Below are 13,209 nucleotides of genomic sequence, written 5' to 3' on the forward strand. Positions count from 1 at the left end.
TGCGCACCTCGCTGCGCACGCGACGTATTCGACGCGCGGCGTCGCAGCAAGCGCTGCGGCGGCACGCGCCGCACGTCGCCGATGCGCGCTCGCCGGTTCCGCTGTATTTTGCATAGCGCCTTTAGGTACGCCATGTCTGCGTAGCGCGTGGGCGCATGCGCGGCGCGCTCGGGCCGTACGGAGAGCACGCGCGGCGGCGTGGCGCGTGCACCGGCACGCATGCGCGCGCGATGATCGTGCGCAGCTGCCTGCATCGTTTGAAAAAAAAAGTCAAACAAATGCTGTGTGCAGGTTGCGCACTGACAAGGTTTTCGTGTACTTTACGTGATTGAATTTGTCAAAACGTGAACGCGAAGATGCAAGCCGCGCGCGACGACAAAATCATCGATCAAAATGGGACGCTGATTCAAACAGATATGCGCTTAAACTTCTGCAAAAGACAAAGCCGCACTGCCTGATCCGGTTCAGGCATGGCGGCTTTTTCTTTTACGGTTGTGGGCTCTTGATGCGGACAGCGAACCATGAACACCGTATCCGTCGTCTCTGTTTTCAGAAACGACTATAGCTGAAGCGCTGCAAACTTGAGGAGTTGCAGCAGTTCAGCTGGTGCCGAATTCATTAGCATAAACACCGAACACGTTTGTGCCGATGAATAATTCGCCTGACCTCCAGTTACGGGTCGGACGGGTTTTAAATCTTGTAGCGTGATTTTTTCCCATCGCAGATGAAGGAGAACCCAAATGGCAACAGCCGCTAAGAAACCCGCAGTAAAGAAACCAGTCGCGAAAGCCACTGCCGAGAAACCAGCGAAGAAAGTCGCCGCGAAAGCAGTCGCCGCTAAAGCAGTCGCAGCCAAGCCAGCAGCGAAAGCCGCAGCAAAGCCTGCAGCGAAACCAGCAGCGAAAAAAGTTGCAGCGAAAGCCGCAGCCAAGCCAGCAGCGAAAACCGCAGCGAAGCCAGCAGCCAAAAAAGCCGCAGCCAAGCCAGTAGCGAAAAAAGCCGTTGCAAAAACCGCAGCCAAGCCAGTAGCGAAAAAGGCAGCAGCCAAGTCGGCGGCAAAGCCAGTCGCTAAAAAAGCGGCAGCCAAGCCAGTCGCCAAAAAAGCGGCAGCCAAGCCAGCAGCAAGCAAGGCAGCAGCCAAGCCGGCAGCCAAGGCAAAAGCGACGGCCAAGCCAGTCGCCAAAAAGGCAGCAGCGAAGCCAGCAGCGAAGGCAGCAGCTAAACCAGCAGCCAAGGCAGCAGCCAAGCCAGCAGCGAAGAAAGCCACGGCAAAATCGTCGGCCAAGCCGGCAGCCAAGCCAGCAGCCAAGCCGGTAGCGAAGAAAGCCGCCGCCAAACCTGCCGCAAAGAAAGCAGCAGCAAAGCCAGCAGCGACCAAAGCCGCAGCCAAGCCAGCCGCCAAAAAAGCAGCAGCGACGTCGACCGCCAAGAAACCAGCAGTAACTAAAGCAGCAGCAAAGCCAGCAGCGAAAGCAGCAGCAAAGCCAGCAGCAAAAAAGGTGGCGGCTAAGCCAGCAGCAAAAAAGCCGGTTAAGGCTGCGGCAACGCCAGCAGCCAAGCCAGCACCAGCTCCAGCAGCGGCGATTCCTGCCGTCGCGGCAGCCAAGCCGGCCGTAAAGAAAGCGGCAGCCCCTAAAAAGGCAGCGGCACCGAAAGCCGACGCAGCATCGAAGCCAGCGGCAGCTCCTGCACCAGCAGCAGCGGCAGCACCGGCTCCGGCGGCAACGGTGAAAACCGTGGTGGTTCCGGCCGCCGCATGGCCATTCCCGACCAGCAGCCGTCCGTAACAGGTTGTTGGGCCTGGATCAGGCAAAATACCGCTGTGTGACTTGATTCACACAGCGGTTTTTTTTTAAGGAGAGCACGTGCACAGTATTGTTCAGTTGATCGTCGACACCATCGCCAGCATTCTCGGCGGGGTCCTGTTACTCCGGTTCTGGATGCAGGCGATCCGCGTGCGTCCGCCGCCGCAGATCGGGCAATTCATTTTTACCCTGACCGACTGGATGGTGTTGCCGATGCGGCGCGTCATTCCCGGCGTGGGCGGCTACGATTGGGCCAGCCTGGTTGGCGCTTTCCTGGTGGTGGCACTGGCCTCGGCCATCGTCTACTTTGGGGCGCCGTATGAGCTGGTGGCCCTCATGTCCCTGTACACCTTCCTGACCTGGATCCTGTACGGCTTCATGGGGACGCTGCTGGTCGAGGTGATCCTGAGCTGGGTCAACCCGCAGGCGCCCATGGCGCCCTTCATACAGGCACTCAACGAGCCGCTGCTGCGCCCCTTGCGCAAGGTGGTGCCGCCGATCGGCGGGATCGACCTGTCGGTGATGGTGGCCTTGATTCTGATCAAGATCGTGCATCTTCTGGTACAGATGATGTTCGGGCTGCGATGAGCCGTGCCTGGTGCTCGGCCTTGCCGGGCGCGCTGCGTCTGGCGGTGCAGATCACGCCGAACGCCAGGAAGACCGAGGTGATCGGCGTGCTCGACGACGCGCTCAAGCTCAAGTTGCAGGCGCAGCCGATCGAAGGCAAGGCCAACGAGGCCTTGATCAAATATTTATCTGGAGAATTGGGCGTGCCGAAAAGCGCGCTCACGATCACGCACGGCCTGACCAGCAAGCGCAAGCTGATTGAAGTGGTGTCAGGCAGCCTGACGCCGGAACAGGTCGCGCAGATACTCTTGAAGTAAGCGTCGCAAAACCGGCGACCGGCGAACCGGGGTCTGTCCCCGGTTTTGCAACTTGAACCGGGGTCTGTCCCCGGTTTTACAACTTTCGGTTGTGTAACTTAGAAGCGGTAGCCGAACTCGGATTCGAACTTGTCGGCGATCTGGGCGGCCGTGACGACGTGGTTCTGGCCACCCTGGTGCGCGATCTTGATGGCGCCCATCAGGCTCGCCAGGCGGCCTGTGGTAGGCCAGTCGAGGTCGTTCGTGATGCCGAACAGCAGGCCGGCGCGGTAGGCGTCGCCGCAACCGGTCGGATCGACCACGGCCGCCGCTTGCACGCACGGAATCTCGTGGCGCTTGCCGCCGGTGTGGATCTCCGAGCCCTTTTCGCCGCGCGTGATGATCAGCGCTTCCAGGCGCCCGGCAATCTCGGCCAGGGTCAGGCCGGTGCGGTCCATCAACATTTCGAATTCGTAGTCGTTGGCGGCCACGTAGGTGGCCTGGTCGATGAATTCGATCAATTCGTCGCCGCTGAACATCGGCAATTGCTGGCCCGGGTCGAACATGAACGGCACTTGCAGGGCGGCACAGTCGCGCGCGTGTTTGATCATGCCGCCACGGCCGTCCGGCGCGATGATCGCCACGCGCAGCTCGCCCTGGTCGCCGACATTGTTTTCATGCGCGAATTCCATCGCGCCCGGGTGGAAGGCGTTGATCTGGTTGTTGTCCAGGTCGGCCGTGACGAAGCATTGCGCGGTGTACGAGTGGGTGATCTTGCGGATCCCGCGCGTGTCGATGCCGAGCTTGTCGAAGCGCTCCAGGTACTCGCCGCCATCCTGGCCGATCGCGGCCATGATCAGCGGCTCGCCACCGAGCATCTTGAGGTTGTAGGCAATATTGGCCGAGCAGCCGCCGTATTCGGTGCGCAAGGTGGGAACCAGGAAGGAGACGTTGACCTTGTGCAGTTGGTCGGCCAGCAGCGTTTCGCCGAAACGGCCGTTGTATTGCATGATCTTGTCGAATGCGAGCGATCCGCAGATCAGTGTGGTCTTGGTCATGAGAGTGCCTTATGGATAGAAGATGGCGATGCGGTAGCCGGACGCCTTGATCTGTTTTACTTCAAAAGTCAGTTTGATCGCTTGTTCGGAGCGCGCCGTGAAGCCTTTGGCGCTCACCGTGCCCTTGGGCAGGTATTCGGCCGGCACGACGACGCGCCGCAGCAAGGTCTTGTCGTTGCCATCGGTCAGCGCCAGTTCGATATTCGGCCAGGCCTGGGTCAGGTCGCTCTGGTTGCGCAGCAGGGTCGAGAGCGTAAAGGCATTCGAGCCGAGCGATTGCAGCTCACCCGTCTCAATGCTCAGGCTATCGATCTGGGCCGGCAGTTCGAGCTTGCAGCCCAATGTGGCGCACGCCGCTACCAGCATTGGTTTGACGGCCGGAAACTTCGCCACCAGGATGTTGCGGAAGGTGGTGACGCCCTGGGCCACGAGCAGGATCGCCAGTACCAGCGAGCCGATCATCAGTGCGATGCGGCGCGAGCCTTGCTTTTCTTCCAGTTCGCGGCTGCGGCGCAGGAAATCGGGCTCGTCGTTTTCGGGCTCGGGGATGACGGGCGCCGGCGGCGGTGGCGGTGGCGCGAGCGGCACATTGGCCGGCTTGTCGCCCGAGGATTGGCGCAGCAGCGGCAGCGGGGCATGCTCCAGGTCGCGCACCAGCGGTTCGGTGTTCGGGTTCAGCAAGGCGTCGCTGCGCGCGTGGTCATCCGTTTCCTCGGCGTAGGACAGCACCATCACCGTGTGACCGGGCTCGTCATACGCATGGTCGACCAGCATCGGCTCGGTGCGGCCCGGCCTGGCGGCGGGCGGCTCGACACGCACGGGCTCGTCGAAGGTTGGCTCGACCAGTGGTGGCAGGAATTGGGAGGGCTCGGCAACGGCCGGCTCGACGTGGGCCGGTTCGGCCGGATCAGGTTCGGCCGGATCAGGCTCGGCCGGATTAGGCTCGTCGAGGACGGGTTCGGCCAGCGGCGGCAGGAACAGGGCCGGCTCGGCAACGGCCGGTTCGACGTGGACCGGTTCGGTCAGCTCAGGCTCGGCCAGCGGCGGCAGGAATTGGGCTGGCTCGGCAACGGCCGGTTCGACGTGGACTGGCTCGTCCAGGTCAGGTTCGGCCAGCGGTGGCAGGAATTGGGCTGGCTCGGCTACGGCAGGTTCGACTTGGGCCGGCTCGTCGATGGGCGCGTCCAGGGCGACCGGCTCGTCCAATGCGGGCTCGGGCAATACCGGTTCCGGCGCTGCATCGGCAGGTGGGGCTTGCGTAAGGGCGGGTTCGGCAAAACGCGGTTCTTCAAAGGCCGGCTCGGCAAAGCGCGGCTCGACGAACAGCGGCTCGGCAAAGTCCGGCTCCCTGCGCTCGGGCTCGAAGAAGACCGGCTCGATCCGCGCGTTCGCCTCCGCTACCGGGGCTGATGGATAGTTCAGGTCGAGCAGCGGCTCGTTGAAGCTCAGATCGCCGAAGTCCAGCTCGGAAGAATCTTCCGGAGGAGCAATCGCGACGATTTCTTCATCGATCGGCATGTCGATCGAAAATGGCGCCGCATTCGAACCGGACGTTGCGTCGCCGCTGGCGCCGATATCGATCGTCGGCCATGGCGTCGTGGACTTGCCGCGCCAGACTTTCGGTTGCGGTTCGGGCTCGACGTAAGGCGCCGCGTACGGCTCGTCATACATATCCTCGGGCTCGACGAACATGGCAATCGAGAGCGGGATGAAAGGTTTTGTACGCGGGGGCTCCGGTTCGGGCTCGGGCTCGGGCTCGGCCATCTGAACAGGCTCTGGCTCCGCTACAAACACCGGCTCCGGCTCGGGAACTGGCTCGGGAACAGGCTGCGGCGCCGGCTGGGGCCTGAGCCACACCGGAACGAACGCTGGCTCGACCGAGTTCTCCATCTGCAAGGTGGACACGGGAGTGCCGTTATCCACCGGCGCACCGGTCGCCGTCGCGGCGGGCGGCGGGGCAACAGGGGTGGGGATGACTGGCGGCAGCGCGTCGAGTTCGACCAGGGCCGCGTTGCCGTCGAAAATTTCATTGCAGGCGCCGCAGCGCACTATGCCCCCACGTAACTTCAACTGGTCGGAAGCGACCCGGAAAGTCGTGCTGCAATGGGGGCATCGAGTGGCGAGCGCCATGCCTTTATTGACCGCGAGGGGTAGGTGGAACGTTGCTGCCAAGCTGGCCGTGCAGTGCTACCCAGCCATCTTGCTCAGCCCACACGCCGAGAGTAATGAACGGGGCATACGCCTCGGCCACTTCTTCAGCCTGGCGCGCCAGCACGCCGGACAACACCAGCGAACCGCCTGGCGCCACGCGGCCGGCCAGCATCGGCGCCATCAGTTTCAACGGGCTCGACAAAATATTGGCGACAACCGTGTGGAACTTGCCGGTGGCGTGATGCGGCTTGGCCGAGGCGGCGAAGCTGTCCGGCAGGTAGTAATCGATCTCGCACTGGTTGCGTGCGGCATTGTCGCGCGCCGATTCGATCGCTTGCGGATCGATATCGACACCGGCCACGTCGCCCGCGCCCATTTTCTTGGCCACCATGGCCAGGATGCCGGAGCCGCAACCGTAGTCGAGCACGGTCTTGCCGGGGGCCGGATGCGCCTCCAGCCATTCCATGCACAAACGCGTGGTCGGATGACTGCCGGTGCCAAAAGCCAGGCCCGGATCGAGTTCGAGAATCAGGGCGTCCGGGTCGGGTGCTTCGTGCCAGCTCGGAACCACCCAGATGTTCTTGCCGATATGAATAGGCGCGAACTGCGATTGGGTCAAACGCACCCAGTCTTCGTCGGCCACGGCGCGCGTGGTAAACGAGGGTGTGGTGTCGATGCCAATCGCCGCAGCCGCTTCGGCCACGATGGCGGCCTGGTCGGCGTCGACGTCGGTCAGGGCCACCACGCGGCTGTGGTCCCACGCCGCTTCGGTCGGTTCCATGCCGGGTTCGCCGAACAGCGGCTTTTCCTGGTCGGTGCCTTCGTCGGCGTCTTCCACCGACACCGAGAGGGCGCCGGCTTCCATCAACGCGTCGGACAAGGCTTCCGCGTGTTCACGTGCAATTTCAATGACAACTTCTGTCCAGCTCATGCGTCTGCCTTCGTTTCCGATTTGTTAGGGCTGGTCGGGCCTTTCGGCAGGTCCGGCTTGTCGGCCAGTTTCTGCTCGAGGTAGTGAATATTGGTGCCGCCTTCGATAAAGCGCGCATCGATCATCAATTCGCGATGCAGCGGGATATTCGTCAGGATACCCTCAACCACCATTTCCGACAGCGCGATTTGCATGCGGCGGATGGCTTGCTCGCGGGTGGCGCCGTAAGCGATGACCTTGCCGATCATCGAATCGTAATGCGGCGGCACATAATAACCGGCGTAGGCATGCGAATCGACGCGGATGCCAGGACCGCCCGGCGCGTGCCAGGACACGATGCGCCCCGGCGACGGGGTAAACTTGAACGGGTCTTCGGCATTGATGCGGCACTCGACAGCGTGGCCCGAGAGCATGATGTCGCGCTGGCGGAAACGCAGTTTTTCGCCGCAGGCGATGCGGATCTGTTCCTGCACGATGTCGATGCCGGTGATCATTTCGGTGACCGGGTGCTCGACCTGCACGCGCGTGTTCATCTCGATGAAGTAGAACTCGTTGTTCTCGTACAGGAATTCGAAGGTACCCGCGCCGCGATAACCGATCTTGCGGCAGGCTTCGGCGCAGCGGTCGCCGATCTTTTCGATCAACTTGCGCGGAATGCCCGGCGCCGGTGCTTCTTCGATCACTTTCTGGTGGCGGCGCTGCATCGAGCAGTCGCGCTCGCCCAGCCAGACGGCGTTCTTGTGTTCATCGGCGAGGATCTGGATTTCCACGTGACGCGGATTTTCCAGGTACTTCTCCATATACACTTCCGGATTGCCGAAGGCGGCGCCGGCTTCGGTCTTGGTCATCGCCACGGCGTTGAGCAAGGCAGCTTCAGTGTGGACCACGCGCATGCCGCGTCCGCCGCCACCGCCGGCTGCCTTGATGATCACCGGGTAGCCCACGCGGCGCGCGGTCTGGATGATTTCTTTCGGATCGTCCGGCAGGGCGCCGTCCGAGCCTGGCACGCACGGTACGCCGGCGCGGATCATGGCTTGCTTGGCCGAGACCTTGTCGCCCATCAGGCGGATCGAGTCGGAACGCGGACCAATGAAGACGAAGCCGGATTTTTCGACACGTTCGGCGAAGTCGGCGTTTTCGGACAAGAAACCGTAGCCGGGGTGAATCGCTTCGGCATCGGTGACTTCGGCCGCGCTGATGATCGCCGGCATGTTCAGGTAGCTCAGCGCCGATGGCGCCGGTCCGATACAGACCGATTCGTCGGCCAACTTCACGTACTTGGCGTCTTTGTCGGCTTCGGAGTGGACCACCACGGTCTTGATGCCCATCTCGCGGCAGGCGCGCTGGATACGAAGCGCGATCTCTCCACGATTGGCAATGAGAATTTTTTCAAACATAGTGGTCGATCAGCCAATCACAAACAGCGGTTGGCCGAACTCGACAGGCTGGCCGTTTTCGACCAGGATCTTGGTCACGACACCGGACACGTCGGAATCGATTTCGTTGAGCAGCTTCATCGCTTCGATGATGCACAGGGTCTCGCCTTCCTTGATGGTCGAGCCGACTTCGACGTAGGCGGCCGAGCCCGGTGCCGAGGAACGGTAGAAGGTGCCGACCATCGGCGACTTGACGGTGTGGCCGGTCGGCTCGGCCGGCACGGCCACAGGGGCGGCGACCGGGGCCGGTGCCGGGGCCTGGGCGCCGGCGTAGTGCTGCTGCATGCCTTGCGGCTGCATCATGACCATCTGATTCTGCGGGATTGCGGATGACTTGACGATGCGGACCTTGCTCTCGCCTTCGGTTACTTCGAGTTCAGCGATGTCCGATTCGGCGACGAGATCGATCAAGGTCTTGAGTTTTCGTAAATCCATGTGAAACCCCTTGGAATTGTTTGTGTTTTAAGAGTATGCGGCGTGCTCATGATATAAGCATAACCGCGCATAATGCTTGAAGATGCCAGTAGATTAACGCTTTTTAAGCGCAAAGTCGATGGCAAAGCGATATCCATCAATGCCGAGCCCGCAAATGGTGCCCTGCGCAATGGCGGACAAAAAAGAATGATGGCGGAAAGCTTCGCGCTGGTAAATATTGGAGATATGGACCTCCACAAACGGGATCGCCACCCCGGCCAGCGCGTCGCGCAGGGCCACGCTGGTATGCGTCAGCCCGCCCGGATTGATGACAATCGCGTCCACGCCGTCGCCGCGGGCGGCATGGATGGCATCGATCAGGGCGCCTTCATGATTGCTCTGAAAGCAAGTTAGCGTGGCGCCCGCCGCAGCAGCCTGGGCTGTCGCAGCGTTCTCGATGTCGGCTAATGTTGCCTTGCCGTACACCTCAGGCTCCCGTGTCCCCAGCAGATTCAGGTTGGGGCCGTTGAGCAGAAGGAGCTTTTTTGCCATGGTTGAAGGGTCGTTATTACGCGAAAGTCACGCATTTTGCCGCCAACTGTGGGCATTGGCAAGCGAAAAAAATTGCTAAAAATTATTGGCTGGTGCATTCCGTACCGTCAAGCATGGTTGCGCCAAGGGTTTGTGCCTCAGGACTTGAGTGCGGCCAGGTCGGCCTTGAGCTCGTCGAACTTGATGCGTCCCAGATAGGTTTTCTTGACCTGGCCGTCGGCGCCGATCAGCACGGTGTAGGGCAGGCCGCCGGCGCTATTGCCCAGCTTGCGCGACAGTTCGGTGCCGCTGATGCCAGCCACGTAGATCGGGTAGCTGATATTGAATTTGCCGGTAAATTCGGCGATGTTGGACGGCGAATCAATGCCGATGCCAATGATATTGATATTTTTGGCGCTGTGGTCCTTGGCTACCTGGGCCAGCTCCGGCATTTCTTCCACGCAAGGCGGACACCATGGCGCCCAGAAATTGACCACCAGCGCCTTGCCTTTCCACTGGGCCAGCGCCTGCGGCGTGCCGGCCGGGTTGTTCAGGGTTTCCGCAAACAATGCCTCGACCGGGGTGGCGCCGGCGCGACCGGGCTGCACCGCAGGCGGGGTGGTGGAGGCCACTACCGGGTCCTGCTTGTTGTGCATGCCGAACCAGGCGCCCAGCGCGCCGGCCAGCACGGCGATGCCGGCGAAGGTGAAAATCGTTTGCTTGTTCATGTCGGGTCCTGGGGCGAAGTCGGTGTGGTGTCGGAAGTTGTCATCATGCTGCGCAGGGTGGCGGCGTCGGCGCGCTGGGGGCGGCCGTCGGCGCGTGGCTTGAGGGCGCCGCGCAGGTCGTGCTTTTCATACAGTTCGGCGTGCACGCCTTCGCCATGCCACAAGAAGCTGACCGTTTCGACCGGGTCGAAACGCGCGCCCTTGAAGTGCGGCGTCTCCGATATGTCGATCGTGACGTTGCGGTTCAGAAGGTAAATCTGCACTTCCTTGGCGCTGTCGGCAAACAGTTGCAGCTCGATGTCGTCGTGCTCGCCGGCGGTGCCATTGAGTACCGCGCCGGTGATGTAGGGCGAAAATTCGGCCAGCGCATCCATCACTTGCAGGGCGGCCGTGCGCAGCGCCAGCAGGCGCGCCGGCTGGGTGTCGGCCAGGAACAGTGCCTGGTAATCGCGCACGGCGGTTTCGATCTGCACGTTATCGGGCAGCAAGTTGGCGGCGTCGGCACGCTCGCCGAGCACCTGCAGCGCGGCCTTGCGCTTGGCGCTGGCGTAGTCGGCGCCGTCCTGGGCAATCATGCGCGCGGCGACGGCGGCGATTTCCGCGCGCAGCAGGGAGAGATCGTCAATCGGGGTAGGCATCATGAGCGAGATGATACTCTGGAACGGCAAATGCGATCGGGTCGGGTAAAATCGCGTATTCATTCATTTGGCTTCGACACCATGCATATTCACATCCTCGGCATTTGCGGCACCTTCATGGGCGGCCTCGCGGTCCTGGCGAAAGAAGCCGGCCACAAGGTCACCGGCTGCGACGCCAACGTCTATCCGCCAATGAGCACCCAGCTCGAAGCCCAGGGCATCGAACTGATCCAAGGCTTCAGCCCGGACCAGATCAAGCTCAATCCCGACCTGTATGTGATCGGCAATGTGGTGGCGCGCGGCAATCCGCTGGTCGAGGAAATCCTGAACCGCAGCCTGCCGTACATGTCCGGTCCGCAGTGGATCGGCGAACATATCCTGCACGATAAATGGGTGCTGGCCGTGGCCGGTACGCACGGCAAGACCACCACCTCGGCCATGCTGGCCTGGATCCTGGAAGACGCGGGCTACTCGCCGGGCTTCCTGATCGGCGGCGTGCCCATGAACTTCGGCATTTCGGCGCGTCTGGCCGGCAGCGAGCCGTCCGGCTACTTCGTGATCGAAGCGGACGAGTACGACACGGCGTTCTTCGACAAGCGCAGCAAGTTCGTGCATTACCACGCCAAAACCGCCGTGATGAACAACCTCGAATACGATCATGCCGACATCTTCCCCGATATCGGTGCCATCGAAACCCAGTTCCACCACCTGGTGCGCACCGTGCCCGGCGTTGGCCGGCTGATCGTGAACGGCGACGAAGCCTCGCTGGGCCGCGTGCTCAAGCGCGGCTGCTGGAGCGAGAAAGAAATGTTCGGCGCCAGCGACGGCGCCGACTGGAGCATGGCGGAACATGCCGGCGGCGATTTCGACGTCGTCTTCAAGGGCGCGGTCGTGGCCACCGTGGCCTGGGGCCTGACCGGCAAGCACAACCGCCTGAACGCGCTGGCGGCGATTGCCGCGGCGCGCCATGTGGGCGTGCCGGTGGCGCAGGCGGCCGAGTCGCTGGCCCGTTTCGAGAGCGTCAAGCGGCGCATGGAAGTGCGCGGCGTGGTGCGCAACATGACCGTGTATGACGACTTTGCTCATCATCCGACCGCGATCGCCACTACTGTCAATGGCTTGCGCCAGAAGATTGGCAGCGGCGACAAGGCCCAGGGCCGCATTTTGGCCGTGCTGGAACCGCGCTCGAACACCATGAAGCTCGGCTCGATGAAAGACGCCTTGCCGGGCAGCCTGCGCGAAGCCGACCTGGTGTTCGGCTTCGGCAGCCAGCAAGCGCTGGGCTGGAGCCTGGCCGATGCGCTCGCGCCGCTGGGCGCGATCGCGCACAGCTTCGACCATCTCGATTTCCTGGTCAAGGCCGTGGCCGACGCGGCCCAGCCGGGCGACCATATCCTGGTCATGAGCAACGGCGGCTTCGGCGGCGTACACCAGAAACTGCTTGAGGCGCTGGCCCAATGATTCTTTACCTGCACGGTTTCCGCTCCTCCCCGCGCTCCTGCAAGGCGCGCATGGTGGGCGAGAAGATGGCGGCGCTGGGGCGCGCGCATGAACTGATCTGCCCGCAACTGCCGGCCTCGCCAAAAGAGGCGATGGACCTGGCGCTGACCCTGGTCGAACGCTACCATGCGGCCGACCTGGCGATCATCGGCTCCTCGCTCGGCGGCTATTACGCCACCTGGCTGGCCGAGCATCTCGGTTGCCGCGCGGCGCTGCTCAACCCGGCGGTGTACCCCTTGAAAGACCTCGACAAGCATGTCGGCGTCACGACCGAGTATCATTCCGACAAAGTTTTTGAATTCAAGCGCGCGTATATCGAGGAACTGGGCGTGCTGGCCGTGCCCGCCATTACCCGTCCTGAGCGCTATTTCCTGCTGGCGGCGAGCGGCGACGAAGTGCTCGACTACCGCGACATGACGATGCATTACGCCGGCGCGCGCCAGCATGTGATCGAGGGCAGCGACCACGCCATCGCCGAATTCGGGCAGTACGTGGACGAGGTCCTGGCGTTTTGCCTGGACGGCGCCGCGAGCCCGGCGCGGTGAGGGGCGCCTCGCTGCGCCAGGCATCGTGGCATCGGCATGTGAACCGGCTCAACGCGCCGCCGCCGCTGCGCGACTGGCTCACCAGCGGCGGCTCGCTGACGGCGCGCCTGGTGGCGCACAGCAAGGCTTTCCGCGTGCAGCGCCTGCACCAGCGGCGCGCCCCGTGCCTGGCGGACGAAGCCGGCGCGCTGGGTTTGCCGCGCACGGTCCAGGTGCTCGAGCGCGAAGTCTTGCTGCGCTGCGACGAGACGCCGGTGGTGTTCGCGCACACGGTGGTGCCGCTGTCGGCCAGCGCCAGCGACTGGCCGCTGTTTGGCGGCCTGGGCGAACGCTCGCTGGGCAGTACCCTGTTTTACGATCCGCAAGTGCTGCGCGGCGAACTCGAATTTGCGCGCATCCGCGCCGGTCATCCATTAATGGAACGCGCCCGGGCGGCGCTCGGCGTGGACGGCGATACTGTTTTATATGCGCGGCGCTGCCTGTATCGCCGCCACCGGGGCATCTTGCTCGTGACCGAGGTGTTTCTGCCCCCGGTCCTGGCGCTTGCCAGGCGCGACCCGACCCCCGCGCCAACAAACAATACCAAGTAAAAATATATATCCAAGTAAA

14 protein-coding genes are annotated in these 13,209 nt (G+C 62.7%); 5 read left to right on the forward strand and 9 right to left on the reverse strand.

Going from position 1 to position 13,209, the window contains the following annotated elements:
* Positions 1-559: 559 nt before the first annotated feature.
* The gene (locus tag F1609_RS01215) at positions 560-1,813 is read right to left on the reverse strand and encodes a hypothetical protein (protein ID WP_167073871.1); all 1,254 of its coding nucleotides are present in this window, start codon (positions 1,811-1,813) and stop codon (positions 560-562) included.
* Between the two features lie 52 nt (positions 1,814-1,865).
* Here F1609_RS01215 and F1609_RS01220 point away from each other — a divergent pair, with 52 nt between their 5' ends.
* Together F1609_RS01220 and F1609_RS01225 are read left to right on the forward strand one after the other, a co-directional pair.
* Positions 1,866-2,393, forward strand: coding sequence for a YggT family protein (locus tag F1609_RS01220; protein ID WP_243492493.1), 528 nt, complete (start codon positions 1,866-1,868; stop codon positions 2,391-2,393).
* The gene (locus F1609_RS01225) at positions 2,390-2,689 is read left to right on the forward strand and encodes a DUF167 domain-containing protein (RefSeq protein ID WP_167073873.1); all 300 of its coding nucleotides are present in this window, start codon (positions 2,390-2,392) and stop codon (positions 2,687-2,689) included. Before F1609_RS01220 ends, F1609_RS01225 begins: the two co-directional genes overlap by 4 nt.
* A gap of 98 nt (positions 2,690-2,787) precedes the next feature.
* On the opposite strand, the gene F1609_RS01230 is transcribed toward F1609_RS01225, so the two are convergent.
* The 8 genes from F1609_RS01230 to F1609_RS01265 all read right to left on the reverse strand — a co-directional run bounded on the left by F1609_RS01230 (position 2,788) and on the right by F1609_RS01265 (position 10,558).
* A complete protein-coding gene (locus F1609_RS01230; protein ID WP_167073875.1) occupies positions 2,788-3,726 on the reverse strand; it encodes a carbohydrate kinase family protein in 939 nt (312 codons plus the stop codon).
* A gap of 9 nt (positions 3,727-3,735) precedes the next feature.
* Positions 3,736-5,856, reverse strand: a complete 2,121-nt coding sequence (locus F1609_RS01235; RefSeq protein WP_167073877.1) for a zinc-ribbon and DUF3426 domain-containing protein — start codon at positions 5,854-5,856, stop codon at positions 3,736-3,738.
* A 4-nt stretch (positions 5,857-5,860) separates the two neighbouring features.
* Positions 5,861-6,808: a 50S ribosomal protein L11 methyltransferase gene (gene prmA, locus F1609_RS01240; protein ID WP_167073879.1), complete on the reverse strand. Its 948-nt coding sequence runs from the start codon at positions 6,806-6,808 to the stop codon at positions 5,861-5,863.
* Positions 6,805-8,205 (reverse strand): acetyl-CoA carboxylase biotin carboxylase subunit, encoded by a 1,401-nt coding sequence (gene accC / locus F1609_RS01245; RefSeq protein WP_054268457.1) that lies wholly within the window; start codon positions 8,203-8,205, stop codon positions 6,805-6,807. The genes prmA and accC overlap by 4 nt, the downstream gene beginning before the upstream one ends.
* A 9-nt stretch (positions 8,206-8,214) precedes the next feature.
* Positions 8,215-8,679 (reverse strand): acetyl-CoA carboxylase biotin carboxyl carrier protein, encoded by a 465-nt coding sequence (accB, locus tag F1609_RS01250; protein WP_167073881.1) that lies wholly within the window; start codon positions 8,677-8,679, stop codon positions 8,215-8,217.
* A gap of 93 nt (positions 8,680-8,772) precedes the next feature.
* Positions 8,773-9,210: a type II 3-dehydroquinate dehydratase gene (gene aroQ / locus F1609_RS01255; protein WP_167073883.1), complete on the reverse strand. Its 438-nt coding sequence runs from the start codon at positions 9,208-9,210 to the stop codon at positions 8,773-8,775.
* A 137-nt stretch (positions 9,211-9,347) separates the two neighbouring features.
* Positions 9,348-9,917, reverse strand: a complete 570-nt coding sequence (locus F1609_RS01260) for a TlpA family protein disulfide reductase (RefSeq protein ID WP_167073885.1) — start codon at positions 9,915-9,917, stop codon at positions 9,348-9,350.
* Positions 9,914-10,558, reverse strand: coding sequence for a hypothetical protein (locus tag F1609_RS01265; protein WP_167074512.1), 645 nt, complete (start codon positions 10,556-10,558; stop codon positions 9,914-9,916). Before F1609_RS01265 ends, F1609_RS01260 begins: the two co-directional genes overlap by 4 nt.
* Positions 10,559-10,636: 78 nt before the next feature.
* On the opposite strand from F1609_RS01265, the gene mpl reads away from it, so the two are divergent.
* From mpl to F1609_RS01280, 3 genes are read left to right on the forward strand one after another with little or no spacing between them, the layout of a single operon-like run.
* Positions 10,637-12,016, forward strand: a complete 1,380-nt coding sequence (mpl, locus tag F1609_RS01270) for a UDP-N-acetylmuramate:L-alanyl-gamma-D-glutamyl-meso-diaminopimelate ligase (protein WP_167073887.1) — start codon at positions 10,637-10,639, stop codon at positions 12,014-12,016.
* Positions 12,013-12,600, forward strand: a complete 588-nt coding sequence (locus F1609_RS01275) for a YqiA/YcfP family alpha/beta fold hydrolase (RefSeq protein ID WP_167073889.1) — start codon at positions 12,013-12,015, stop codon at positions 12,598-12,600. The genes mpl and F1609_RS01275 overlap by 4 nt, the downstream gene beginning before the upstream one ends.
* Positions 12,597-13,190, forward strand: a complete 594-nt coding sequence (locus F1609_RS01280; protein WP_167073891.1) for a chorismate--pyruvate lyase family protein — start codon at positions 12,597-12,599, stop codon at positions 13,188-13,190. Before F1609_RS01275 ends, F1609_RS01280 begins: the two co-directional genes overlap by 4 nt.
* Positions 13,191-13,209: the final 19 nt, after the last annotated feature.

Source organism: Massilia aquatica (genome assembly GCF_011682045.1).
Classification (GTDB): Bacteria; Pseudomonadota; Gammaproteobacteria; order Burkholderiales; family Burkholderiaceae_D; genus Telluria_A; species Telluria_A aquatica.